13 protein-coding genes are annotated in these 26,339 nt (G+C 69.4%); 6 read left to right on the forward strand and 7 right to left on the reverse strand.

Features of this window, described 5'->3' with window-relative positions; translation table 11 throughout:
• Positions 1-32 precede the first annotated feature (32 nt).
• Entirely contained in the window at positions 33-761 is a 729-nt protein-coding gene (locus EDC29_RS09630) for a nuclease-related domain-containing protein (RefSeq protein ID WP_165913480.1), read from the forward strand.
• 42 nt (positions 762-803) lie between these two features.
• On the opposite strand, the gene EDC29_RS09635 is transcribed toward EDC29_RS09630, so the two are convergent.
• Complete coding sequence (locus EDC29_RS09635; RefSeq protein WP_062276108.1) at positions 804-3,890, reverse strand: efflux RND transporter permease subunit; 3,087 nt, start codon at positions 3,888-3,890, stop codon at positions 804-806.
• Positions 3,887-4,993, reverse strand: coding sequence for an efflux RND transporter periplasmic adaptor subunit (locus EDC29_RS09640; RefSeq protein ID WP_123140253.1), 1,107 nt, complete (start codon positions 4,991-4,993; stop codon positions 3,887-3,889). The genes EDC29_RS09635 and EDC29_RS09640 overlap by 4 nt, the downstream gene beginning before the upstream one ends.
• A 213-nt stretch (positions 4,994-5,206) precedes the next feature.
• On the opposite strand from EDC29_RS09640, the gene EDC29_RS09645 reads away from it, so the two are divergent.
• Positions 5,207-5,929: a class I SAM-dependent methyltransferase gene (locus EDC29_RS09645; protein ID WP_132229609.1), complete on the forward strand. Its 723-nt coding sequence runs from the start codon at positions 5,207-5,209 to the stop codon at positions 5,927-5,929.
• A 13-nt stretch (positions 5,930-5,942) separates the two neighbouring features.
• Here the strand turns inward: EDC29_RS09645 and cysZ are convergent, their stop codons facing one another.
• Positions 5,943-7,163 carry a sulfate transporter CysZ gene (gene cysZ / locus EDC29_RS09650; RefSeq protein ID WP_123140255.1) on the reverse strand — a complete coding sequence of 407 codons (1,221 nt, stop codon included), beginning with the start codon at positions 7,161-7,163 and terminating at the stop codon, positions 5,943-5,945.
• 192 nt (positions 7,164-7,355) lie between these two features.
• Between cysZ and amrS the strand changes: the two genes are divergently transcribed.
• From amrS to EDC29_RS09670, 4 genes are all read left to right on the forward strand, one after another.
• Positions 7,356-8,429, forward strand: coding sequence for an AmmeMemoRadiSam system radical SAM enzyme (amrS, locus tag EDC29_RS09655; protein WP_123140256.1), 1,074 nt, complete (start codon positions 7,356-7,358; stop codon positions 8,427-8,429).
• A 92-nt stretch (positions 8,430-8,521) separates the two neighbouring features.
• Positions 8,522-12,385 (forward strand): PAS domain S-box protein, encoded by a 3,864-nt coding sequence (locus EDC29_RS09660; protein WP_165913481.1) that lies wholly within the window; start codon positions 8,522-8,524, stop codon positions 12,383-12,385.
• 30 nt (positions 12,386-12,415) lie between these two features.
• Positions 12,416-13,330 (forward strand): response regulator, encoded by a 915-nt coding sequence (locus tag EDC29_RS09665; RefSeq protein ID WP_123142432.1) that lies wholly within the window; start codon positions 12,416-12,418, stop codon positions 13,328-13,330.
• Between the two features lie 12 nt (positions 13,331-13,342).
• Positions 13,343-14,521 carry a response regulator gene (locus tag EDC29_RS09670; RefSeq protein WP_132229613.1) on the forward strand — a complete coding sequence of 393 codons (1,179 nt, stop codon included), beginning with the start codon at positions 13,343-13,345 and terminating at the stop codon, positions 14,519-14,521.
• Between the two features lie 10 nt (positions 14,522-14,531).
• On the opposite strand, the gene EDC29_RS09675 is transcribed toward EDC29_RS09670, so the two are convergent.
• From EDC29_RS09675 to recC, 4 genes are read right to left on the reverse strand one after another with little or no spacing between them, the layout of a single operon-like run.
• Positions 14,532-16,901: a Lon protease family protein gene (locus EDC29_RS09675; protein WP_132229615.1), complete on the reverse strand. Its 2,370-nt coding sequence runs from the start codon at positions 16,899-16,901 to the stop codon at positions 14,532-14,534.
• The gene (gene recD, locus EDC29_RS09680; RefSeq protein ID WP_132229616.1) at positions 16,898-18,928 is read right to left on the reverse strand and encodes an exodeoxyribonuclease V subunit alpha; all 2,031 of its coding nucleotides are present in this window, start codon (positions 18,926-18,928) and stop codon (positions 16,898-16,900) included. Before recD ends, EDC29_RS09675 begins: the two co-directional genes overlap by 4 nt.
• Positions 18,925-22,641: an exodeoxyribonuclease V subunit beta gene (recB, locus tag EDC29_RS09685; protein WP_132229618.1), complete on the reverse strand. Its 3,717-nt coding sequence runs from the start codon at positions 22,639-22,641 to the stop codon at positions 18,925-18,927. Before recB ends, recD begins: the two co-directional genes overlap by 4 nt.
• Positions 22,631-26,122, reverse strand: a complete 3,492-nt coding sequence (gene recC, locus EDC29_RS09690; protein WP_132229620.1) for an exodeoxyribonuclease V subunit gamma — start codon at positions 26,120-26,122, stop codon at positions 22,631-22,633. The genes recB and recC overlap by 11 nt, the downstream gene beginning before the upstream one ends.
• Between the last annotated feature and the right edge of the window lie 217 nt (positions 26,123-26,339).

Below are 26,339 nucleotides of genomic sequence, written 5' to 3' on the forward strand. Positions count from 1 at the left end.
TTGTCGTCCGCTCCCCGTCTGCCGTGTCTTCCTTGTCCTCCGATCCCTCGGCGCTGGTGTTCCAGGCGCTGGTTCTGCCGTTGTTGTGGTGTCTGCCGCCGTTGCTGGTGTTGCTCGGCACGCGATTGCTGTTGCCGCGCTGGCGGGGCTGGCAGGGCGAGCGCATCGTCGGGCGGCGGCTCGAGGCGCTGTTCCCCGAGGTGCTGCACGGGGTGGTGTTGCCCGACGGGCGCGGCGGGTTGACCCAGATCGATCATCTGGCGCTGACCCCGCGCGGGTTGCTGGTGGTCGAGACCAAGCACTATCGCGGCGCCATCCAGGGCGCGGCCGAGGCGACGCACTGGGTGCAGCTGATCGGTCGGCGGCGCTATCCCTTCGTCAATCCGCTGCATCAGAACCGTCGTCATGTCCGCGCGGTGGAGGCGCTGGGGCTGGGCCAGCCGGTCCATGCGCGAGTGGTGTTCACCGATGGGGCGCGGTTTGTCGACGCGGTTCCGGCCGGGGTGTCGCGCTGCGCGACCCTGGCGCGCGATCTGGGCACCTTGCGTGGTGGCCGGGTGGGGCGTGCGAAGCTGGCGGCCTGGACACGGTTGCGGGGGCAGGTCCGACGCGGCTGGTTCGCGCGCTGGCGGCACCGGCGTCAGGTGGAGCGCCGCCACGGGCGCGACGACCGCACCCGGCTGGGCAAGGCGTTGCTCGGGGCAGCGGGCGCGTTGGCGGGGCTGTTGTGGTGGCGGGTGTGGGGGTCGGTCGGGCTGTGAGCCGGGCGGGGCGCCCGTGGACGGGTCCACGGGCGCCGGGGCTCAGCCGGCCTGGGGCGCGGTGTTCTCTTCGTCTTCGTCGGTCAGCGGGCCGCTGTGCTCCTTGGGCGAGAGCAACAGATAGAAGGCCGGGACCACGAACAGGGTGAACAGGGTGCCGATCCCCAGTCCGGTGACGATCACCAGACCGATGTCGAAGCGGCTGACCGCACCCGGACCGCCGGCGGTGAGCAGCGGGATCATCGCCACCAGCATCGCCACCGTGGTCATCAGGATCGGACGCAGCCGGATCGTCGAGGCCTCCTCGATCGCCGCGCGCTTGTCGAGCCCGTCGCGCTCGCGCAGCTGGTTGGCGAACTCGACGATGAGGATGCCGTTCTTGGCGATCAGCCCGATCAGGGTGATCAGTCCCACCTGGGTGTAGATGTTGACGCTGGCGAAGCCGAGGAAGAGGAAGGCCATGGCCCCGGCGATCGACAGCGGCACCGACATCAGGATGACGAAGGGATCGCGCCAGCTCTCGAACTGGGCGGCGAGCACCAGATAGATCACCACCAGCGAGAGGAAGAAGGTGACCTCGAGCGCGCTGCCCTCGGTCTTGTACTGACGCGACTCGCCCTTGTAGTCCCAGCTCACGCCGCGCGGGAACTGCTCGCCGGCGATCTCCTCGAGCGCGCCGAGCGCCTCGCCGAGGGTCACGCCCGGCATCGCCACGCCGGAGACGGTGATGGCGTTGAGCTGCTGGAACTGGATGCGCTTGGAGGGCTCGACCTGGTTGCGGACGGTCACCAGGGCGTCGAGCGGGATCAGCTCGCCGTCGCCGTTGCGCACATAGTAGTCGCCGAACTCCTCGACGCTGTCGCGGAAGGCGCGCTCGACCTGGGGGATGACCTGATAGCTGCGCCCCTCCAGGCTGAACCAGTTGACGTAGTCCTCGTTGAGCATCACCCCGAGACTGGTGCCGAGATCGGCCATGCTGATGCCGAGATCGCCGGCGAGATCGCGATCGACCTCGAGCACGGTACGCGGGCGCTCGTACTTCACGTCCTTGGTGAGGAACATGAACTTGCCGCTGCCCATCGCCTGACCGAGCAGGGCGTCGGCGATGCCGGTGAGCTCCTTGTGCGAGCGATCCGAGAGGATGACGAACTCTACCGGCAGGCCGTCGCCCGGGGTGGGCAGGCTGGGGCGCGGGAAGACCACCGTCTGCATCCCGGTGATCTGCGAGACGGCGCCCTGGAGCTGCGGCTCGATCTCCATCTGCGAGCGCTCGCGCTCGTCGGTCGCGGGCATCTTGAAGCCGCCGAAGGTGGTGCTCTGGTCGCCACCCATGCCGATGATGATGAAGCTCTCCTTGTACTCGGGGAAGGACTCGAAGATCGGCAGCAGCTCCGTGTCGACATAGTGCTTGTCGTAGTCGATGGTCGCCGTCTGCGGTGCGGTGGCCATGAAGAAGAGGATGCTCTGGTCCTCGGTGGGGGCCAGCTCCTTCTCGGTCATGGTGTACATCACATAGATGCTGCCGAGCAGCGCCACGGCCACCAGCAGGGTCACCGAGGGGTAGCGCAGCCAGCGCACCAGCAGACCGCGATAGCTGTTGGAGAGCCAGCCGAAGAAGCGCTCGACACCCTGCTCGAAACGGCTCTGCTCGCTGCTGGCGTGCAACACCCGCCCGGCGAGCATCGGCGAGAGGGTGAGCGCGACCACGCCCGAGACCAGCACCGCGCCGGCGAGGGTGAAGGCGAACTCGGTGAACAGCGAGCCGACCAGCCCGCCCATGAAGCCGATCGGGGCGTAGACGGCGATCAGCGTGGTGGTCATGGCGATGATCGGCAACGCCAGTTCGCGGGCGCCGTCGAGCGCGGCGCGCAGCCCGCTCTTGCCCATCTCGAGATGACGATGGACGTTCTCGACGACGATGATCGCATCGTCGACCACCAGACCGATGGCCAGCACCATCGCCAGCAGGGTGAGCAGGTTGATCGAGAAGCCGAACAGCAGCATCAGGAAGCCGGCGCCGATGATCGACAGCGGGACGGCCACCGAGGGCACCAGCGCGGCGCGGATCGAGCCGAGCGAGAGGAAGATCACCAGCAGCACGATCAGCACCGCCTCGCCGAGGGTGGCGAAGACCTCGTCGATCGAGGACTGGATGAACGCGCTGCCGTCATAGGCCTCGAATCCCTGCAGCCCCTCGGGGAACTGGGCGCGCAGCTCCGGCAGCAGCGCCTTGACCCGCGAGGCGACCTGCAGCGGGTTGGCCCCGGGCGTCGGCTCGATGCCGATGAAGATCGACGGCTTGCCGTTGTGCAGGCTGCTCGAATCGTAGCTCTTGGCGCCGAGCTCGACCCGGGCGATGTCGTCGAGCCGGATCAGGGTGTCGTCCTGATCGCGGATCACCAGGCGGCGGAAGTCCTCGACCTGGCTGACGTCGGTGGTCGCCGAGAGGTCGACCTGCACCATGTTGCCCTTGACCTTGCCGATACCGGCGAGGTGGTTGTTGTTGGCGAGCACCTGGGCGACCTCGTCGCCGCTGATCCCGAGCGAGGCCATCCGCGCCGGGTCGAGCCAGACGCGCATGGCATAGGTCTGGTCGCCGAAGATCTCGGCCTTGGCCACGCCGTCGATCGCCTGGAGCTGGGGCTGGACCACGCGCAGCAGATAGTCGGTGATCTGCGGCAGGGTCATCTGCTCGCTGGTGAAGGCGAGATACATGAGCGCGGTGGAGTCGCCGGTGGAGGAGTCGATCACCGGGTTCTGCGCCGCCTCGGGGAGCACGTTGGTGCGGCTGGCGACCTTGGCCTGGATCTCGGCGACCGCGGCGTTGGGGTCGTAGTTGAGCTTCATGTGCGCCTCGATCATCGAGGTGCCGGCGCTGCTGGTGCCGAGGATGAAGTCGATGCCGTTGGCCTCGGCGATGGCCTGTTGCAGCGGGGTGGTGATGAAGCCCTGCACCAGGTCGCTGCTGGCGCCCGGGTAGGCGGTGGTGACGGTGACCACCGTGTTGTTGGTCTCCGGGTACTGACGGATCTCGAGATCGAGGAAGGAGCGCAGACCGAGGATCAGGATCAGCAGGCTGACGACGCTCGCCAGCACCGGACGGCGGATGAAGATATCGGTGAATCTCATTCGGCCTCACCCTCGGCGTCGGTCGACGTCTGTGCTGGCTTGTCGACCACGCGCACCGGCTGGCCGTTGGTGAGCTTGACCTGACCGCCGAGCACCACCCGGTCGCCGGCGACGAGTCCGTCGAGGATGACGATCTCCTCGCCGCGCACCGCGCCGGTGGTGACCTGGCGGCGCTCGACCAGGGTCTGGCCGTCGCGCTCGACGACGCGATAGACCGAGTCGCCATAGGTGTTGAAGGTGATCGCCTCGCGCGGCAGGGTCAGCACCGCGTCCTGGGTCGGCAGCAGGGTCTCGACGCGGGTGAACATGCCCGGTCGCAGCGCCAGATCGGGGTTGTCGAAGCGGGCGCGGATCCTGACGTTGCGCGTGCCCTGGTCGATGCCCGGATCGATCGCCTGGATCCTGCCCTCGAAGACGCGCTCGGGATAGGCCGCCACCCGGACCCGAACCTGCTGACCGGCGTGGAGCTGGGCGAGATGGCGCTCGGGCAGGGCGTAGTCGACATAAACCGGATCGAGTGCCTGGAGCGAGACGATGGCGGTGCCGGCGGCGAGGAACTGGCCGAGATCGACCTGACGGATGCCGAGCTGACCGGCGAAGGGCGCGCGGATGGTCTTCTTGCGGATGTTGGCCTCGATGGCCTTGACCTCGGCGCGGGCCTGATCGAGCTGGGCGGCGCGCTCGTCGACGTCGCCCTGGGCGACGGCGCGATCGCGCAGCAGGGTGCGGTTGCGTCGCAGCTGGATCTCGGCGAGCTGCTCGGCGGCCTTGAGGCCCTCGAGGGTGGCGCGGTCCACATCGTCCTCGAGGCGCAGTAGAATCTGCCCCGCCTCGACCATGGCGCCGGACTCGAACAGGATCTCGCGGACCTGTCCGTCGACCTCGCTGTTGACCTCCACGCCCTGGACCGCCTGGACCGTGCCGACCCCGGAGAGGGTGGGACGCCAGTTGGTGGTGTCGACGCTGACGGCGGCGACGGCGGTGGCCGGGCGGGGCTGGGAGAAGGCGGCCATCTCCTGGGCGATCTGGCCGTATTTGAAGAAGGCGAGTGCGCCGATCAGCGCGGCGAGCGCCACCAGCACGGTGAGGATTCGGGCGATCATGCGTGCTACGAGCCTCTTGCGGTCGATGTCGTTGATGGTGGTGTCGTTGGGGTAGCGGGTGGAGGCTGCGCTCGTGCCGAACGCCGGGTGCTCCGGTCCGTCGAGTTACCTGGCGACGTGGTCGCCAATTATAGGGGCGTGAGGATGCGGGCGTCTCGTCGAGACGCCGCCGTTCGTGTCCAAGCGACCCGGATCGATATGGAGAGTTCCCCTTTGGTTCAACAGATGCGTCTCAACGACCCCAGTGCCTATCGCCTCGATCGCGAGCCCGAGGTGCTCGCCGGGCTGCTCGACCCGGCAGGTCAGGAGGTGCTCGAACTCGGTTGCGGCGCGGCCTGGATGACGCGGCTGCTGGTCGAGCGCTTCGGCGCCGCGCGGGTGGTTGCCACCGAGGTCGATCGCGCGCAGCTGGCGCGCAACCGTGCGCTCGATCTGCCCCCTGCGATCGAGTTGCGCGAGGGCGGTGCCGAGGCCATCGCCGATCGCGACGGACGCTATGCGCAGGTGTTCATGTTCAAGTCGCTGCACCACGTGCCGCCGGCGCTGATGACGCGCGCGCTGCACGAGATCCACCGGGTGCTGGCGCCGGGCGGCGCGCTCTATGTCTCCGAGCCGGTCTACTGGGGCCCCTTCGCCGAGCTGACCGGGCTGATCCACGACGAGCGCGCGGTGCGTGCGGCGGCCTTCGCCGCGCTCCAGGGCGCGGTCGAGGCCGGGCTCTTCGACTGCGAGCACGAGGTCTTCTACCTGGCCGAGGGCAGCTATCCGGACTGGGCGCACTTCGCCGCGCGCTTCATCGATGTCAGCCATCGCGCCGAGCCTCTCCCCGAGGGTCGCCGTGCCGAGGTCCGCGCGGCCTTCGAGCGCCACCTGACCCCGAGCGGCGCGCACTTTCTCAAGCCGCACCGCGTCGACCTGCTGCGCAAGCCGGGGTAGTCGGGTTTCCGGCTCAGGCCGCCTCACCGACACGCGTGAGCACGCGCTTGGCCTCGTTGATCTTGGCGGCGAGATAGGCCGAGCCGCCGCGATCCGGGTGCATGCGCTGGATCAGCCGGCGATGGGCGGCGCGGATCGCGTCGTTGTCGGCGTTGGTCGCCACCCCGAGGATGGCGCGCGCCTCGTCGTCGCCCATTCGCGTATCGCTCGGGCGCGGCGGCGCGCTGCGCGGCTCCTGTTCCTGACGGGCGCGGGCGCGCTCGGCGAAGCGCTGTCCGCGCTCGCGCGAGAGATAGACCTCGAGCGCCTCGGCCGAGGCGGCATCGCTGGCGCAGCCGCCGGCGAGCAGATCGAGCAGGGCCTCGGTGGCGATCGACTCGAGCCGCTGTCCCTGCAGTGGGCCGAGCAGGATCTCGCCGCCGATGCGCCCGGAGAGGTGGTCGATCTCGAGTCGCACCCAGCGCGTGGTCATGCGCGATTCGTAAGGGCCCTGATAGCGGGCGCGGGCGTGCTCGCGATTGAACTCGCGCACCCACATCGCGGTGGCGCCGGCCACCGCGCTCGGCATCAGGATGAAGTTGACCACCGGCACCATCCCGAGCCCGGCGGCCGCCGCGCCGAAGCCGAGGCTGAGTCCGCGCTCGCCGCGCAGCCGCGCGCGCATCTCGCGGAACTTCAGCCCGTGGTTGCCCATCGGGTAGTCGCTGTACTGCACCGCGAGGATCCAGGCGGTGTAGAGGAACCACAGCAGCGGGCCGACCACCGGGACGAACAGCAGCACCAGGAAGGGGATGGCCAGGGCCAGGGCGTAGACCACCTTCACCAGCTCGTCGAGCAGGGTCGGGAGCAGCTCCTTGAGGAGCTTGCCGACGCTGCCGCTGTCCTGCAGCGGTCGGCCGGTGAGCAGCAGCTCGACCTTCTCGGCGAGCAGGTTGTTGAACGGCGAGGCGATCAGGTTGGCGACCAGGTTGAAGGTGTAGAACACCACCACCAGCAGCAGCAGCGCGAACACCGGCCAGAGGATCCACTCGAGCCAGCCGAGCCAACTCGGGATCTGGGCCTCGACGAGGTCGAGGAAGGCGGCGAACTCGCGGGCGCCGAGATAGATCGCCAGCGAGAAGACGAGGATATTGACCGCCAGCGGGATCAGCACGAAGCGTCTGAGTCCGGGGCGGGTGATGAGCCGGACGCCTTGCAACAGGTATCCGGCACCGAGCATGGGTTTGGCGACCATAAGCGGCATCTGACGTCGTTGTCGAGGGGCTGGACACGATGGTCCTGACCCTGGGGTTAAGGGCGATCCTGTGGATCGAGGAGAGTCTCGGGATACGGGGGCGTTGCGGTCGGGACGCGGCGGCCCGCATCGGCAGCAGTATACTCAGCACGAGACCTCGATGCAGTGCACAAAACGCACGGGAGGTGGACGATGTCGATCGCGCGCCGCGCGCGTCACTGGCGAGCGCTTGCCGATGGTCGGGTGTGCTGTGAGCTCTGTCCGCGTCGCTGCCGGCTCGCCGAGGGACAGCGGGGGCTGTGTTTCGTGCGCGCCTGCCGCGATGGGGCGCTGGTGCTCACCGAGGCGGCCCGCCCGCTCGGTTGCCATCCCGACCCGATCGAGAAGAAGCCGCTCTACCACTTCCTGCCGGGGTCGCTGACCTATTCCTTCGGCACCGCCGGTTGCAACCTCGCCTGTCGCTACTGCCAGAACTGGGAGATGAGCCGGGCGCGTGTCGCCGCCACGGGTGGCGGCGCGCCGACCGATCCGGCGCGGATCGTCGCCGCGGCGAGGACGAGCGGCTGTCGCTCGCTGGCCTTCACCTACAACGATCCGGTGGTGTTCCACGAGTACGCGCTCGATTGCGCCGCGGCGGCGCACGCCGCGGGGCTGTATACGGTGGCGGTGAGCGCCGGTTATGTGCAGCCTGCGCCGCGCGCCGAGTTCTATGCCGCGATCGATGCGGCCAACATCGACCTCAAGGCCTTCGACGACCGCTTCTATCGTCGGCTCTGTGGCGCCCGGCTGGCGCCGGTGCTCGAGACCCTGGAGTCTCTGGTGCACGAGACCGCCGTCTGGGTCGAGATCACCACCCTGGTGATCCCCGGCGAGAACGACGATCCGCGTCGATTGCACGCGCTGAGTGCCTGGATCGCCGGGCATCTCGGCTGCGAGGTCCCGCTGCACCTCAGCGCCTTCCATCCCGCCCACCGCATGCGTGACCACGCCGCCACCCCGATCGCGACCCTGATGCGTGCCCGCGAGATCGCTCGCGCCAACGGGCTGCGTCACGTCTATCTCGGCAACCTGGGAGCGGAAATCGGCGGGGAGACGCGGTGCGTGAGCTGCGGGGCACGGTTGATCGCGCGCGTCGGCTACCGGGTGGTGGCGCGCGCGCTGGACGAGACCGGACGCTGTCTGGTCTGTGGCGCCCGCTGTCACGGTGTGTTCACGACGACTGCCCGCGACACCGCCTTGGATCATCCCGCTCGCGGGCCTACCTAGTCAGTTGCGCCGGCGTTGTCCCCATGGTCGGTGTGTCGATATCCTTACCTCTTGGGAGACGCGGGCCCCGAGGCCCCACGGCGGATGAACCCATGGAGCAGCCCCGTTTGCACATCCTCCTGCTGGAGGATGCCTCCAGTGCGCCACTTGCGCTCGATGCCATGCTCGATGGCGCGGCACATGTGCTCGAGCGTCATCGTCTCGACCAACCCGGTCTGGCTGAGCTGATCGCCAGCCGTGTCGACGACTGGGATCTGGTTCTCTGCGATGGTCGCGCCGCGAGTGCCGACCTGGAGCGGGTGCTGACGGGGAGCGGCGCGTTGCCGGTGCTGCTGCTCTCGCCGCTCGACGATGGCGGCGCAGGTGCCTGTCGCGTCTGGGAGGCCCTGTCAGGCCCCCTCGTCGAGCATCTTGCCAGGCTGGCCGTGCCGCGTTCGGCGGGGGTGGGTGACGATGACTCGATCCGGCTGGAACGGATCGTCGCCAGTGTACCCGGCATGATCTACGCCTATCGGCTCGATGCCGAGGGCGCGCCGCAGCTCCAGTTCATCACCTCGACGGTCGAGCCGATCCTCGGGATCCGTGCGAAGGAGCTGTTCAGCGACAGTCATCGCTTCATCGCCAACATCCACCCCCAGGACCTGCCGCGCGTGCTCGCGCATCATCGTCAGTGCGAGCGCGAACTCTGCCATCGTCACGATCAGTATCGCTATCTCCATCCCGGACGGGGTGAGCGCTGGCTGGAGGCCTGGTCGGTGCCGGGGCGTGAGCGCGACGGCACCATCCTCTGGTACGGCTATCTGCACGACATCACCGAACGCAAGCACGCGGAGATCGCGCTCGAGGAGGAGCGTCGCCGACTGAGCACGCTGATCGAGACCATCCCCGATCAGATCTGGCTGAAGGATCCCAGGGGACAGTATCTCGCCTGTAACCTGTCGTTCGCCCGCTGTATCGGGCTCGACAAGCGACGCATCCTCGGGCGCAATGACCGCGAGATCTTCCCCGAGACGCTCGCCGAGCGGGTGGAACGGCGTGATCGCGAGGCGGTCGAGCACGGCGGCGCGATCCGCTACGAGGTGTGGTTCGACTGCGCCGACGGTAAGCGGATTCGGATGCAGACGATCAACACCCCGATGTTCGATGCCGCTGGGGCGCTGGTCGGGGTGCTCGGCGTGGGGCGCGACATCACCGTCGCGCACGAGGCCCAGCGGGCTCGGTTCGAGAGCGAGAAGCGCTATCGCGATCTGATCGAGCACGCCAACAGCGCCATCATCCGGCTCGGGCGTGATGCGCGGATCGAGTTCGTCAACCCCTATGCCGAGCGCTTCTTCGGTTACCGCGCCGCCGAGTTGATCGGGATGCCCTTCACGGTGCTGCTGGCGTCTGCCTCGTGCGCCGCGCAGACCCTGCTGCCGGGGTTGATCGGGGATGCCGACGGCCACTCCAGCCGGGTCGAGCGCAATCGGTGTCGCGATGGGCGCGAGATGTGGATGAACTGGACCAACAAGCCGGTGTTCGATGCCGCCGGCGAGTTGGTCGAGGTGCTCGCCATCGGCAACGACATCACCGAACTCAAGCGTACCGAGTCGGCGTTGCGCGAGAGCGAGGAGCGCTTCCGCGCCCTGTTCGAGAACATGCACGTCGGTTTCGCGCTGCACGAGGTCGTCACCGATGCCCAGGGGCATGCGATCGACTACCGCTTCCTGGCCGTCAACCCCGCCTACACCCGGATGACCGGCCTCGCCCAAGAGCAGGTCATTGGTCGTCGTGTCGGGGAGGTGATCCCCGGCATCGAGGACGATCCGGTCGACTGGATCGGGCGTTACGGGCGGGTGGCGCTCTCCGGTGAACCGATCCGCTTCGAGGCCTATGCGGCCTATTTCGAGCGCTGGTTCAATCTGCTCGCCTATTCGCCTGCGCCCGGACAGTTCGCGGTGCTGGTCGAGGATATCAGCGAGCGCAAGCGGATCGAGACCGAACTCGAGAGCCGGCGGCGCGATCTCGAGGCGCAGGTGCGCGCGCGCACCGCCGAGCTGGAGACGGCCAAGCGCGCCGCCGAATCGGCCAGCGAGGCCAAGAGTCTGTTTCTGGCCAACATGAGCCACGAGATCCGCACCCCGATGAACGCCATCATCGGATTGACCGAGCTGCTGCGCCGCGAGCAGACCGATCCGGGTCTGACCGAACGGGTCGAGCGCATCAACGAGGCGGCCCATCATCTGATGGGGTTGATCGACGACATCCTCGACCTGTCGCGGATCGAGGCGGGCAAGCTGGTGATCAACCGCGAACCCTTCGCCATGGCCGATCTCTTCGATCAGTCGATCGCCCTGCTCGAGAACCGCGCCGAGGAGAAGGGATTGAGGGTTCGGCGCGAGATCGCGTCGGACATCCCGGCGGTGCTGGTCGGCGACGTGTTGCGTCTGCGCCAGATCCTGCTCAACTTCCTCGGTAACGCGGTGAAGTTCACCGAGCAGGGCGAGGTGGTGGTCTCGGCCGGGCTGATCGAGCGCGATGCTGCACGGGTGCGGCTGCGCATCGCGGTGCGCGACACCGGCATCGGTCTCGACACCACCCAGCAGGAGCGTATCTTCGAGCTGTTCGAGCAGGTCGACGGCTCGCCCACCCGGCGCTATGGCGGTGTCGGTCTGGGGTTGGCGATCAGTCGTCGACTGAGTCTGCTGCTCGGTGGCGAGATCGGTGTCGAGAGCCGTCTCGGGGTCGGCAGTACCTTCTGGGTGGAGCTGCCCTTCGAGATCGCCGAAGAGGGCCAGCACGCGCCAGCCGCGCAACCCTTGCAACGCCCCGCGACCGAGCGTCTGCGCGGGGCGAGGGTGCTGCTGGTGGAGGACAACCGGGTCAACCAGGACGTGGCGCGCGAGATCCTCGAGTGGGTCGGGGTGCGGGTCGAGGTCGCCGGAGATGGCGCAGAGGCGCTGGCGCGGGCCCGCGAGTCGGTGTTCGATCTGGTGTTGATGGACATCCAGATGCCGGTGCTCGACGGTTTCGAGGCGACCCGGCGCTTGCGCCGGCTGCCCGGCTATGCCGAGACCCCGATCCTGGCGATGACCGCGAACGTCTTCGAGGAGGTCGAGCGTCGTTGTCTGGCGGCGGGCATGAACGGTCATCTCGCCAAGCCGATCGATCCCGAGCGGCTCTACGGGGTCATCGCCGACTGGCTGCAGCGCTCATCGGCGCCGATGTCGCGCGATCAGGGTTTCGAGGAGCGGATGCGTGCGCTCTCCGGGGTGGACCTCGAGCAGGGGATGATCAGGGCCGGGGGACGCGTCGAGAGCCTGGCGCTGCTGCTCGCGCACTTCATCGAGGCGCATGGCGCCGATCCCGCGCGGTTGCGCGCGCTGCTCGCTACCGGGCGACCCGACGATCTCGAGCTGGTGGTGCGCCGTGCCCACGAGCTCGGGGAGGGGGCCGGCGCGCTGGGACTGACAGGCGTGATGGCAGGCGCCGCCGGGTTCGAGCAGGCGGTGCGCGAGGGGACCGGTCACCGGGCGGCCTTGGCGCTGCTCGAGCTGGCGCTGACCGAGACCTGTGACGGTGTGCGTCGGGCCCTGGCCGCAGTCGCTCGCCCTGACGCCTCGCCGCGGCAGGACTCGGGCGAGGAGGAGACGTTGATCGACTGGAAGGCGCTGCGCGACAAGTTCGGTGGTCGGGATGCGTTTATCCAGCGTCTGCTCGCCTCCATGTGTGATTCACATACAGGGACTCCGGCACTGCTGCGTGCAGCTGCCGAGAGTGAGGATCATCAACGGATCGCCTCCATGGCGCACACCCTGGCCGGCAGCGCGGGGAATCTCGAGGTCCCGTCGGTGGCGCGCCTGGCGCGCGAGGTCGAGCGTGCGGCGCGCGACCGCGATGCGCAGGCTGGCGCATTGGCCGGTCGGCTGGCCGACAGACTCGTGCGCCTGCTCGAGGAGATCGCCCGCCCGCGCTGATGCTGGAGGATTTCTCGTGGAGAAGGACAGATGACAGAGTTGCTGGTGGTCGATGACGAACCCTTGAATCTGGAGATCATCGCCGACTTCCTCCAGGCGCCCGAACGGATCTTCACCTTCGCGCAGGATGGCCAGGAGGCCTGGGACAGGCTGCAGGCCGAGCCCTCGCGCTTCGACCTGCTGATCCTCGATCGACGGATGCCGCGGATGGACGGCATCGAGCTGCTCGAGCTGGTGGTCAGGGATCCGCGCTTCGAGGATCTGCCGGTGATCATGCAGACGGTGGCCAGCTCGCCCGAGGAGGTCGCTCAGGGGTTATCGGCGGGTGCCTGGTACTACCTGGCCAAACCCTACCAGGCCGAGGCGTTGCAACGGATCGTCAACGCTGCGCTGCTCGATCGGCGCAACCGTCATGCCTTGCGCCAGCTCCAGCGCGAGATCTCCAGTACCTGGGGACTCCTCCAGGAGGGGCGCTTCCGTTTCCGCGAGCCGCGCCATGCCTCGCTGCTGGCGGTACAGCTCGCCGATCTCTGTCCGCGCGCCTCGCTGGTGGCCATGGGGCTCTCCGAGCTGATGATCAACGCCATCGAGCACGGTCTGCTCGGGATCGGCTATGAGGAGAAGGGGCGGTTGCTGGCGCAGGATGCCCTGACCGACGAGATCGCGCGCCGCCTGGCCCGCCCCGAACAGGCCTCGCGCTGGGCCGAGTTGTGGCTGCGGCGCGAGGCCGAGCGGATCTGTTTCACCGTCTGCGATCATGGTCCCGGATTCGACTGGGCGCCCTATCTGGAGCTGGCGCCGGAACGCGCCTTCCATCATCACGGTCGCGGGATCGCCATGGCCCGTCAGCTCGCCTTCAGTGCGCTCGACTATCAAGGACGGGGGAACGTCGTGCAGGCGTGGGTGAGCCTGAACGAGTCGACGCCGGAGTCCAACGATGACTGAGTCGAGGCCTGCATGCGTCGGGCATTGATCGTCGAGGATGACCTGTCCATCGGCCCCTTGCTGGTCCAGCTGGTACGCCGCCTCTGGCCCCAGGCCGCGGTCGAGCACTGTGTCGACGGGCGCTCGGCGCTCGATGCCTGGCAACGTCACGGCGGGGCCGATCTGGTGCTGCTCGACTGGGGCCTGCCGGATACCACCGGGACAGCGCTGTTGAAGACGATTCGCGCCACCGGCCACAAGGTGGTGTGCGTGATGGTCTCGGGACATGCCGATCGTGATCGCATCATCGAGGCGCGGCGTTTCCAGGCCGATGCCTATATCGTCAAGCCGTTCCGTGCCGCCGAGGTGATGGCGCGGTTGCGCGAGGTCGTCGAGGAATCGGGCGCGGTGACGGCGGCGAACGACGATCTCGACGCCCTGCCCGAGTTCGTGACGTGGATGCTCGAGCACGAGTCGCTGGGGGTACCGCTCGATCCGGCGCTGGCCGAGGCGCTGGAGGGGATGGCCGATCTCGATGCCGAGGCCCGTCTCAAGCTGATGCGTCGCTGCCAGTTCGAACCGGCGTTGGTCGGTCCCTTGCTGGGGCTGGCCAACAGCAGCCCCTACAATGACGGCTCGGTGCTGATCGAGACCCCGGCGAGGGCGCTCGAACGGGTCGGTTCGGCGGTGCTGGTCAATATCGCGGTGACCGCTGCGCTCCATTCCGGCAGCGCGCTCGTCGCCGAGGTGCTGGTGGCGCAGGAACGCCGTCTGCGCCAGGAGGCGCTGGCGCTGATGCGGCTGCTCAATGTCCTCGGACGCGTGCTGCGCGTGGATGTCGCCGGGTGCCGTGCCGCGGCCATGCTCACGCGTCTCGGTGAGCTGGCGCTGCTGGTGCTCCAGCAACGCTGGGTCGATCTGGGCGGACGACTCGATCCGAGTGAATGCGAGCGACTGCTTGTCGCACGCGCCGCCGAGACCGGTCATCAGCTCAAGGTGCAGTGGGGGATACCGACCGCGCTCCAGATGCGGATCGGCGCGGTCTATCAGCTACCGAGTGGAACCGTCCATCGCGATGCCATCCTGATGCGGATCGCCGGCCTGGTGCATGGCGAGCGTGACGGTGATGAGCTCAACCGGCTGCTCTCGCGCCTCGGTATCGAGCAGTCGCCGCAATGGTTGCGCGCACAGGCGGCTGAACTCGGCGACTGAGGCCTCGATCTCAGTCCCGTCGGGCGGCTGCGATCGCCCGAGCATGCTCGATCAATGTCTGCTCGACACGCTGGTTGACGCTGCCCTCGGGGTAGCGACCGGCGCCGTCGCGCTCCCCGGCAGGGGTCGCGGTGAGCAGGGCGATGGCCTCGTCGATGTCCGCGACGGCGTGGATGTGGAACTCGCCGGCGGCGACCGCCGCGACCAGCTCGTTCGAGAGCATCAGCGTCCTGACGTTGGCCGTCGGGATCAACACCCCCTGCTCGCCGTCGAGCCCTCGCGCCCGGCAGAGCGCGAAGAAGCCCTCGATCTTCTCGTTCACCCCGCCGATGGCCTGGATGGCGCCGTGCTGATCGATTGCGCCGGTGATCGCCAGCGACTGACGCAGTGGCAGCCCGGAGAGCGCCGAGAGCAGGGCGCAGAGTTCGGCGGCCGAGGCGCTGTCGCCGTCGATCGGGCCGTGGGACTGCTCGAACACCAGGCTGGCGGCGAGCGAGAGCGGCTGGTGGCGGGCATAGCGCCCGGCGATGAAGCCCGAGAGGATCAGCACGCCCTTGGAGTGGAGCGGCCCGCCGAGCGCGACCTCGCGCTCGATGTCGATCAGTTCGCCCTCGCCGGCGCGCGCGCTGGCGCTGATCCGCACCGGGTGGCCGAAGCCGCTGGCGCCGAGTTCGACCACCGCCAGGCCGTTGACCTGGCCCGGCAGGTGCCCGGTGGTGGCGATGCGCAGGGTGTCCTCGAGGATCGCCTCCTGGATGCGGCGGCTGATGCGGTCGCAGCGGCGCCGGCGCGCAGCGAGCGCCCGATCGACGTCTTCGGCCTCGACCAGCTCGGTGCCGCGGACCCCGGCATGATGGTCGGCCTCGTGGACCAGATCGGCGAGCGCGCGCATCTGGCCGCTGAGATGCGTGCGCTCGCCGGCGAGCCGGGCGCTGTGCTCGATCACCCGGGCGACGGCGGTACGCGAGAAGTGACGTAGCCGCGAATCCCGGACCCAGCTGGCGACCAGTCGCGCCAGGGCGTGTTCGTGCTCGGGGTCGCGCGGCAGCCGCTCCTCGAACTCGGCGCTGACCTTGAACAACTCCTCGAACTCCGGGTCGGCCTCGGCGAGCAGGGCATAGAGCATGTGCTCGCCGAGCAACACCACCTTGACCCGGAGCGGGATCGGTTCGGGTTCCAGCGAGACGGTGGTCAGCGGGCCGTTGCCGCCCTCGGGCGAGTCGAAGCGGATCTCGTCGTTGTGCAGCGCGCGTTTGAGCGTCTCCCAGGCGAGGGGCTGGGCGAGCAGCTTGCGCGCCTCGATCACCAGATAGCCGCCGTTGGCGCGATGCAGCGCGCCGGGACGGATCATGGTGAAGTCGGTCTCGAGCGCGCCGAGCACGGCGCGGTGCTCGATGCGCCCGACCAGCTCGCGGGGGCTGGGCAGGTCGCATTGCACCACCGGCGCGCCGGCATCGTCCTGGTGCGAGAGCAGCGGATTGACCCGGTAGCGATGCATCCAGGGGGTGCCGTCCTGGGGGCTTTGCGGCTCCTCGTCGGTGACGAGGAACTGGTCGAAGTGTGCGATCACGTCGTCCTCGACCGCATGCAGATAGGCCAGGGTGTCGGGTTGGCCGTGGTGACGGCGCTCGATCTCCTCGAAGAGATGACGCACCGCGCCGCGCGCCTGATCGCTGTTGAGCCGGTCGATCTCCTCCTCGCAATGGCGCTTCCAGCGCGCCACCTGATCCATCACCGCGTGCAACGCCTCGCGCAGCTGCTCGATCTCGGTCTCGATGCTTGCGCGCTGCTCGGGTTCGAGCGCGGCGAAGGCCTCGGGCGCCATCGCCTTGCCCTCTTGCAGTGGCGCCAGACTCAGGCCCTCCTGGGTACGCAGCAGTGCCACACCACGCGCGCGGGCGCGCTGCCCGATCTTCTCGAAGGCCCGCTCCCGACGTTGTTCGAGACCGTGTTCGATGGCGCGGGCGCGGTTGCGGTAGTCGTCGCTCTCGAAGGCGCGTCGCAGTGCCCGTTGCAGGTCCCTCACCAGCCGCTCCATGTCGCGGGCCAGTCCGGGGCCCTGACCCGGCGACAGGCGTAGCGCCCTGGGGTGGTGTGGATGGCTGAAGTCGTGCACATAACACCAGTCGTCCGGGAGCGGGTCGCGTCGAGCGCGCCGTCGCAGCGCGTCGAGCACCAGCGCCGACTTGCCGCTGCCGGCGGGACCGATGGCAAAGAGGTTGTAGCCGCGATGACGGATGTCGATGGCCAGGCCGATCGCCTCGAGCGCGCGATCCTGACCGATGAAGCCCGTCAGCGGCTGCAGCTCGGCGGTGGTGGTGAAGGCCAGTCGCTCGGGGTCGCAGCAGAGCCGCAGCGCAGAGGCAGGCAGGGCGGTCATGATCTCTGCTCCTCGTCTTCGGCGCCCAGCCGTAGCCCGCTGACGCGCCTGACGCGGCGCCGCAGCGCGGCCTCGAGCACCCGTGGGCTCTGATGGACCAGGGTGAAACGCTCGCGGGCACGGGTGATGCCGGTATAGATCAGCTCGCGGGTGAGCACCGGGGTGGGGTGGTCGGGCAGGGCGAGGGCGGTATGGGTGAACTCCGAGCCCTGGGACTTGTGCACCGTCATCGCGAACACCGTCTCCACCGCCTGCAACCGGCTCGGCAGCACCCAGCGGATGGCGTCGCCGCCGTCGGGGTGCGGGAAGGCGACACGCAGCACCCGCCGCTGTCCACCGTCGGCGTCGCGCAGCGGCGTCTCCAGAGCGATACCGATGTCGCCGTTCATCAGCCGCAGCCCGTAGTCGTTGCGGGTGATCAGCACCGGTCGCCCGGCGAACCAGGCGTGATCGGTGCCGTCGAGCAGCCCGGCGCGGGTGAGCCAGTCAGCGATCCTGGCGTTGAGTCCGGCCACGCCCCAGGGGCCGTGGCGCAGCGCGGCGAGGAGCTGGAACTCGCCGTGGGCGGCGAGCACGGCGCGTGCCCAGTCGTCGATCTCGGTGTTGTCGGCCTCCGCGGCGGGGGCCTGCGCTCGCATCAGGCGGAGATAGCCGTGGTAGCCGGAGACCACCAGGTCGATCAGCGCGGGATCGTCGGGGGTCCGGACCGTCAGTTCGGCGATCACCCCGAGCGCCTCTTGCTGGGGGGCGGTGAAGAGCGCCTGGATCTCGGTGCGGGTGGGCGCGGGCTCGGTGTTGATGCGCTGGGCCAGCGCGCCGATCCCGCCCTCGGCGCGGAAGCGATAGCTGTGCCTGAGCATGGCGATGGCCTGGTCGAGCGGTGTGCCGGCATCGTCGAGGGTCTCGGGCGGGAGTGACTGACCACAGGCGGCGCCGACCCAGGCGGCGGTCGCCTCGGTGTAGTGTCCGGCGCTGGCGCGGCGGCAGAGATCGCCGAGCACCGCCCCGGCCTCGACCGAGGCGAGCTGGTCCTTGTCGCCGAGCAGCACCAGCGCGGTCTCGGGGCGCAGCGCCTCGATCAGCGCGGCCATCAGCTCGACATCGACCATCGAGGCCTCGTCGACCACCACCAGGTCGGCGTCGAGCGGGTTGCGGGCGTGGTGGCGGAAGGCGCGACTGTCGGGGATAGGGCCGAGCAGCCGATGCAGGGTCGAGACCGCGGTGGGGATGGTCGCGCGCAGCGACTCGGCCACCGGCAGGTCGGCTACCCGAGGGGCGATCGAGGCGTTGAGCCGGGCGGCGGCCTTGCCGGTGGGGGCGGCCAGACGGATGCGCAGCGGCGCCCGGTCGGCGTCGAGCGCGAGCCCCTGGAGCAGTGCGAGCAGACGCACCACGGTGGTGGTCTTGCCGGTGCCGGGACCGCCGGTGATCACCGCGAAGGGACTGCGCGCGGCGAGCACGCAGGCGATCCGCTGCCAGGGATCGCCGTGCTCGGCGGGGAAGAGATCGGCGAGCAGCGGGCGCAGCCGTGCCGGGTCGAGAGGCTGAGGGCGCGCCAGACGCTGCGCGATGCCCTGTTCGATGATCCGCTCGTAGCGCCAGTAGCGGCGCAGATAGAGCAGCGGGCGTCGGGGCGTGCCGGCGAGCACCAGCGGCGCGCCGCCGTCGTCGTCGCTGCCGGCGAGATCGCAGACGGCGCTGCTGGCGCCGAGTCGCGCCGCCCAGGCGGCGGGGTCGAGCCCGGCGAGTCGGGCGGTGAGCGCGTCGTGGATGCCGGGCTCGGGCGGGCGCTCGGTGTCGCTGGCGAGCAGGGTCTCGGGGTGGGCGAGCGCATCGCCGAGGTCGAGACAGACGTGACCGTGCGCATTGCGCTCGCTGACCAGAGCGACGGCGAGCAGCACCGCCGGGTCCTGCTCGCCCGCTTCGCGCTGGACGAAGCGGGCGAGCGCGAGATCGAGTGCGCGCAGTACACCCTGTTCGACCCACAGGGCCAGCTCGTCGAAGAGTATCCGGTTGGTCTCGTTCATGCCGCCGCCTCCCGTTCGCCGGCGAAGAGCCGGTCGAGCGCCTCGACGAAGGCCACCGGCGGGCGGTCGAGATGGAGTCCCTGGGAGCTTGCCGCGGCTCCGCGCAGGAAGGCGTAGATGGCGCCGCCGAGGTGACGCTCGGGGTCATAGTCGGGCAGGCGCGCGCGCAACAGACGATGGAGCGCGAGCAGATAGAGCGCGTACTGCAGGTCGTAGCGCGCGGCGAGCACCGCCTCGCGCATCGCCGTCTGAGCGTAGGCGGCATCGTCCGGGCCGAGCCAGTTGGACTTCCAGTCGAGCAGGTAGAAGCGTCCCTGGTGCTCGAAGACCAGGTCGATGAAGCCCTTGAGCATGCCCTCGAGGCGCTGGCGCTCGAGCGCCGGGCGCGCCGCGCCGGGGGCGATGTGGCCGCGCACCAGGGCATCGAGCGCGGCGGTGTCGACGGCGCGGGTCTGGATCCAGAACTCGAGCTCGACCTGGAGGCGCTCGGGGTCGAGTGCGGTGAGCCGGAGATCGGCGCCGTCGATCGCGGCGAGCGACCAGGTGCGCGTCAGATAGCCGGCGAGCCACTGATCGAGTGTGTCGATCCAGTCGGTCAGCCCGCGTCTGTTGCAGCGGCGCGCGATGGTCTCGCGGCGCAGCGCGGTGGCGGCGAGCGCGGCGCGGTAGCCGCGCAGGGTCTCGCCCTCGGGGGCGCGCCATTCGAGGGTCGCGGCCCATTCGAGCAGGCCGTGGAGGAAGGTGCCGTAGCGACTGCCGCGCGGGAAGGCGTGCAGCCCGGTGAGGCGCGTCGGCTCGACCGGTCTCGCCCTCGGGGCCTCGGCCAGCGCTTCCTCGAAAGCGGTCTCCTGGGCGGCGGTCTCGCGCTCGCCCGGCGTGTCGTCGGGCTCCTCGCTGGCGCTGTGGCGGGCGAGCGCCGAGTAACTGGTGATCCACCAGGGGCGTGGTGGCCGGTGTGGTGGTGGCCGGGCGCTGTCGAGCGAGACCTCTGCCGCGGTCTGCGCGAGCGGCGTGGTCGCTCTCGGCTCGTCGAGCGTGGTGAGTGCCGGCCAGTGCGCGAGTCTCTCTCGGAGCGCAGAGGGTTCGTCGATCCCGAGCAGATGACCGAGCGCGGTGACCGGCAGCTCCTTGGTGGCGCCGAGTCCGAGCCAGAGTGCGTCGCGCGCCCGGGTGAGGGCTACATAGAGCTTGCGCAGGTCCTCGCCGAGGCGCTCGCCATCGGCCTGCTCGACCAGCGTCGGCGCGGCATGGAGATGGAGCCGCAGTCGGCCCTCGGCATCATGGGTCTTGAGCGGGAGGTCGTCGCTGCGTACCTGACGGGTGGTGGCGACGAAGGGGACGAACACCAACGGATACTCCAGCCCCTTGGATTTGTGGATGGTGATCACCTGCACCAGGTCGGCGTCGCTCTCCAGTCGCAGCTGCTGGGTCTCGGCATCTTCGCCGCTCTCGCCCTGGATACGCGCCTCGAGCGCGCGCACCAGGGCCTGCTCGCCGTCGAGTTGCTGGCTGGCGCGGGCGAGCAGCTCGCCGAGATGGAGCAGGTCGGTGAGCGCACGCTCACCATCGGCGCGGGCGAGCAGCCGGGGTGCGATGGCGAAGTCGGCGATGACGCGATAGAGCAGCGGCAACACCCCCTGGGTGCGCCACAGCTGGTGATAGCGCCTGAGCCGTTCGCCGCAGTCGTCCCAGTAGAGTTCGTCGTGGTTGAGCTGGTCGAGCTGGTCGAGCGGCAGGCCGATGAGGTCGCAGGCCAGCGCCTGACGCATCAGCCGCTCGTCGAAGGGATCGGCGACGGCGCGCAGCAGCAGGAGCAGGTCGTGGGCCTGGCGGCTCTGATAGACGCTGTTGCGCTCGGAGAGATAGACGCTCGCCACGCCGAGCTGGTGCAGTTCGGCGCGGACCTGTGCGGCCTCCTGATGGCGATTGACCAGGACCGCGATGTCGCCGGCGCGCAACGGGCGGTGTCCGCCCCGTCCATCGGGGAGGGTGGCACGCCCGCTGGCACCCTGTTCGAGCAGCGAGACGATGGTACGCGCGGTGCAGGCGGCCATCCGCTGGGCATAGTCCCCCTTGCCGAGCGGTTTGCCCTCATCGCCGTCGAGCACCCAGGCTTGGAGCACCGGGGCGGGTTCGCCGTCGATCCTGAGGCGGTCGTCCTCGGCGCGGCTCGGATTGGGCGAGACGGCGAGGAAGGGGACCGGGTCGGCGGTCTGGTCGCGGAACAGGAAGGCGCCGCCGGGGCGTTGCTCGGCCTGGGCGAAGAGCGCGTTGATGCCGGCGATCAGCGCCGGGCAGGAGCGATAGTTGGTGTCGAGGCTGTAGTGCCGGGGCGCGGTGGCGGCGCGGGCGCGCAGATAGGTGTGGATGTCGGCGCCGCGGAAGGCATAGATCGACTGCTTGGGGTCGCCGATCATGAACAGTCCGGTCTCGGGGGCGTTCTCCTCGGGGCGGTAGACGGTGGCGAAGATGCGGTACTGCAGCGGGTCGGTGTCCTGGAACTCGTCGACCAGGGCGAAGGGGAACTGACGGCGGATGGTGGCCGCCAGGCGCGCGCCCTGCGGACCTTGCAGCGCTTGGTCGAGTCGTTCAAGCAGATCGTGCTGGGTGAGCAGGGCGCGCGCGCGCTTCTCCTCCTCGATGCGTTCGGCAACCCGGTGCAGGGCGTGGGCGAGCAGCGGCGGTTGGAGTTCCGGGAGGTCGGCGAGCTGCTCGAAGAGCGTCTCGAGCGCACGGCAGGCGGGATGATCGACGGGTGGGGCGTCATCCTTCCAGATCTCGGCGACGGCCCGTGATGACATGCGCTGCCAGGAGCGGCTGTCGGCCTTCAGTGCGGGGTGTTCGGCCTCGGGGTCGAGGATCCAGGCGCGCAGTCGCGCGATGACCTCGGCGCGGTGCTTGCTGTTGAGCTGGCGCTGGTTGAATGCCTTGCGCGCGGCGGCCTCCTCGAAGAGGGTCTCGAGCTGGCCGCACCAATCCCGCTCCGACCACGCCCGCTTGAGCGCATCGATCCGTCGGCGACGCGTCTCGAGCACGTCGGCGATGATCGTCTCGGGCGGTTGTTCGGGCGCCCTCGGGGCGTGCTCGCGCAGCCCGAGCAGTCGGGCGAGTCGCTGCTCGAGCGCGGCCGGGGACGACCAATGCACGTGGACCCGGGCGAGGGTGGCGCGATCGAGGTCGCCGTAGCAGCTGCGCCAATAGTCCTCGACGGCCTGACGCAGTAGCGGGGCGGCATCGTTCTCCAGTTCCAGCTCGAACATGTTGCCGCTGTCGAAGGCGTGCTCGCGCAGCATCCGGTGACACCAGGCATGGATGGTCGAGATCGCCGCCTCGTCCATCCACTCGGCGGCCTGTTCGAGATGACGGGCGCAGAGGTTGGGGTCGGTGTGCGCGCTCATCTCCGTACGCAGCCGGGCGAGCAACGGATCGCCGCTGTCAGTCTCCGGACAGCGGAAGGCGGCGGCGGCCTCGACCAGTCGTGCGCGGATGCGCCCGCGCAGCTCGTCGGTGGCGGCGTTGGTGAAGGTCACCACCAGGATCTCGGGTGGCTGCAGCCGGGTGCGTGCGCCGAGCGCGACACCGTGACCGAGCACCAGACGGAGATAGAGCATCGCCAGGGTGAAGGTCTTGCCGGTGCCGGCGCTGGCCTCGATCAGACGGGCGCCGCAGAGCGGGATGGCGAGTGGGTCGAGACGATTGGGTTCAGCTGTCATCCCAGGTGGCCTGGTCGGGGTTCTTGATGTCGGTGTGCAGGTCGGTATAGAGCCGCTCGGCCCAGTCGGTGAACTCGGGATGTCGCTGGAGGCTTGAGGCGTCGGGATAGCAGCGAGCGAGATAACCGCTGTGCTCCAGGGCCGCGGTGAAAGACGGTTCGAGGTCCGGGGCGTCGTTGCGGCGTCCGAGCCAGGCGATGCCGGTCTCCAGGGTCGCCGGCAGCGGCGCGCGCATCCCCGCCCACCAGGCCGCGAGCAGTCGTTGGAGACGGGTACGCGAGAGTTCGGGATCGAGCGGACGCAGGTGCAGCCGACCCGCCGGGGTGAGCACCCAGGTGGCGACCGGCTCACCGTTGAGCTGGGCGGCGAGATGGTGCAACCAGTGCTCGACGATCTGGTGCCAGCGGTAGTGCTTGTCCTTGACGATGCTGCTGGCGCTGAGCCGGAGCTGGATGCGTGTGTCCTGGTGCTCGGCGCCGAGCCGGGGGGCGAGCTGGTCCTCGAGACGCAGCGCCACATCGCCGTCGGTGCGGTGTTCGAGGCTGAGCGGTGAGGGGTGCCCGAGATCGCGTGGATACTCGCGACGCAGTGTCTGCCAGCGCTGGTGGAGCGGCAGCAGTCGCTCGCCGATGCCGGCGGCGAGCAACTCGCCCTGGGCGCCCGCAGGCAGTTCGCCACGGGCCTGCAGCCGTTCGAGCGCGGCCTCCAGCCGGGGGGCGAGTGCGAGTTCGACGTCGGCGGGATCGAACAGTTCGGTGATCAGCTGGTCGCTGAGCTGCCAGTTGAGCAGGCCGTCGAGGGCGAAGGTCTCGACATCGGATGGCCGCTCGCTGGCGCGCGGGCGGTCGACCTGGAGACGCTGACGGAACAGCGCATCGACCGGGGCGCGGAGGAACTGGGCGAGTCGACGCAGGTCGAGCGGTCCTTCCGGGCTCCAGGGGGGGAGATCGCTGTCGTCGTCGGTGCCGGGTGTGTCGTGGATTGCGCGCCACTCGCTGGCATAGGTGAACAGCCGGGGGTCGCGACCGGGGCGGAAGTAGGCGCGACTGAAGGGCTGCAGCGGGTGCTCGGTGGTGAGCGCGGCGAGCAGCGTCTGACCGTCGCCGTCGGGGTTGGCGCAGCGCCAACCGGCGGCGAGGTGGTCGCGCAGCTGACCGACCAGGACCGAGGGGGTCTTGGGGGTGTTGTCGCGGATGTCGCGCCCGATCCAGCTGATCGACAGCCGCTCGCGTGCCGAGAGCAGCGCCTCGAGGAAGAGATAGCGGTCGTCCTCGCGGCGCGAGCGATCGCCCGGGCGGTAGTCGTCGGCCATCAGGTCGAAGTCGGGGGGGCGATGGTTGCGCGGATAGTCGCCGTCGTTCATCCCCAGCAGCCAGATCTGGCGGAAGGGGATGGCGCGCATCGGCATCAGCGTGGCGAAGTTGATCGCGCCGCCGAGAAAGCGCTGGGTGAGGCTGGGTGCGTCGAGCCCGCGCAGCAGGGTGTCGCGCAGCACCTCCAGCGGCAGGGGCTCGGCGCCGGCGTCGGCCTGACGACAGTCCTCGTCCCACTGCTCGAGGCTCTCGCGTACGCGCGCCAGGGCCAGCTCGTCGCTCTCGCCGCAGGGGCTGAAACAATCCTCGAGCAGTTGCTCGATGGTCGTGACCCAGTCGCCCGGGGTGCGCGGCTGGTCGAGTCGTTCCCAGTAGCGCTCCAGGGTCTCCAGCAGGTCGATCAACGGGCCGAGCAGTGTCGCCTCCAGGCCGCCGACCTCGGCGTGCGGCTCGATCCCGCGCCAGGCGCAGGTCGCGCCGGCGGCGAAGCCGAGCAGCATCCGCCGCAGTCCGAAGCGCCAGGTGTTGCGCTCGGCCGCGGCGGGCAGTCCGAGGTGTTCGCGCTGGCGCCCGTCGAGTCCCCAGCGCACGTTGGCGCCGATGATCCAGCTGCGTAGCCGGGGCAGCTCGCCCTCGGTGAGACCGAAACGCGCGCGCAGCGCGGCGATGTCGAGCAGATCGAGCAACTCGGTGACGGTGAAGCGCGCTCGCGGCAGGTCGAGCAGCGTGGCGACCCCGATCAGCAGCGGATTGCGGTGGCGCTCGCCCTGGTCGGCGATGTGGAAGGGCAGATGACGCGGATCCCGGCGCGGGATGCGGCCGAACACCGCAGCGATGTGCGGCGCATAGAGGTCGATGTCGGGGACCATCACCAGGATCTCGCGCGGGGCGAGTGGGCGGCCCTCGGCCTCGGCAGTGACGAAGGCGGCGAGCAGCTGGTCGTGGAGGATCTCGACCTCACGCTGGGCGCTGTGGGCGATGGTGAAGCCCAGGCTGTGGTCGTCGGTGGGATCGATCGCCGTGTTCTGCTGCTGGCGCTCGCCGAGCGGTCGCAGGTCGAGGATGTCGTCCTGGAGCTGGGCGAGCAGATGGTGCTCGGTGGCGGACTCGAACAGGTCGATGTCGAGCGACTGCTGGCGGAACACGCCTTCGTAGTGCTCGCGCCGGTCGTGCTCGTCGAGCAGACGGATGTAGTCGCGCCCCTGCCGCCCCCAGGCGGCGAGCAGCGGGTGACCGTGGAGATGGAGGGCGGTCTCGTCGATGTCCTCGGGGACCTTGCGCGCGTGGTTGCGCCCATAGGCGCGGGCGAAGAGTGCGCGACCCTCGATGATGTCGCCCCAGTAGTGTCGGCTGGGATTGTGGACGAAGAGCATCACCTGACTGTGGGCGGCGATGCCCTCGAGTACCTCGAGGGTCTGGCGCGGTAGCGAGGAGATGCCGAAGACGATCACCCGCCGCGGCAGCCGGGCCGGGGCGGCGTCCTCGACCGTGGCGAGGAAGCGACGGTGGATCTCGGCGCGGCTGGCCTGGGCGAGCGGGTCGTCGGTGGTCGTCCCGGCGAGGTCCTGGTGGAGCAGTCGCCACAGCAGCGGTTGCCAGCGCTGTTGCTCGGGCACGGGCTGTTGCGTGGCGTCGGCGCGGATCAGGACGTCCTTGCCGCGTCCCCAGGCCTCGAGCCAGTCGGCGCGATAGACCTGGTACTGGTCGAAGAGGTCGGCGAGTCGTTCGGCGAGTTGATGACGTCGGCGCGCGCTCTCCTCGCCGTGCATGAAGGCGTGTAGCGGCGCGAGCACCGGATCGGCGGGGCGTTGCAGCAGCTCGCCGAGCAGCCGGTGGATGCGCCAGGTGAGTGGCGCCTTGTCATAGGGGGAGCTTGGCGGCAATGCGCCGAGCACGCCGCGGTAGGCCTCCCAGACGAAGCGTCCCGGCAGCATTACCCGCAGCGCGGCGGAGATGCCGCAGCCGCCACCGAGTTCGCCCCCCGCCGGTTCGGCGAGGGCGAGTTTGATCCACTGGGCGATGCCGTTGCTCTGCACCAGCACCACCTCGTCCTCGAGCGGGTGGAGCGGGTAGCGTGCCACCCAGGTGGTCAGCAGGTCGCGCAGTGACTCCAGCCGGTTGCCCTGGATCAGCATGAACCCGGTGGGCCAGTCCCCAGATCTCGTCACCCCGTGCGACTCCTCTCGTGTATCCGCTCGCCCTCGTCGGGCTTCGATGTTCCCGTCCCATCCTGCATCAGGAGCCGGGGGCGATCAATCCGCGGCTGCCGAGTCGCCGTGATCGCGATGGGACGATGACCGGCCGGGAGGTCGTGGCAATCACGAAAAACTTTTCACACGATCGTTTGACAAGCTAGTTTTTAGGGTGATAGCGTCATTGCCGAAT

Source organism: Marichromatium gracile (genome assembly GCF_004343155.1).
Lineage (GTDB): Bacteria > Pseudomonadota > Gammaproteobacteria > Chromatiales > Chromatiaceae > Marichromatium > Marichromatium gracile.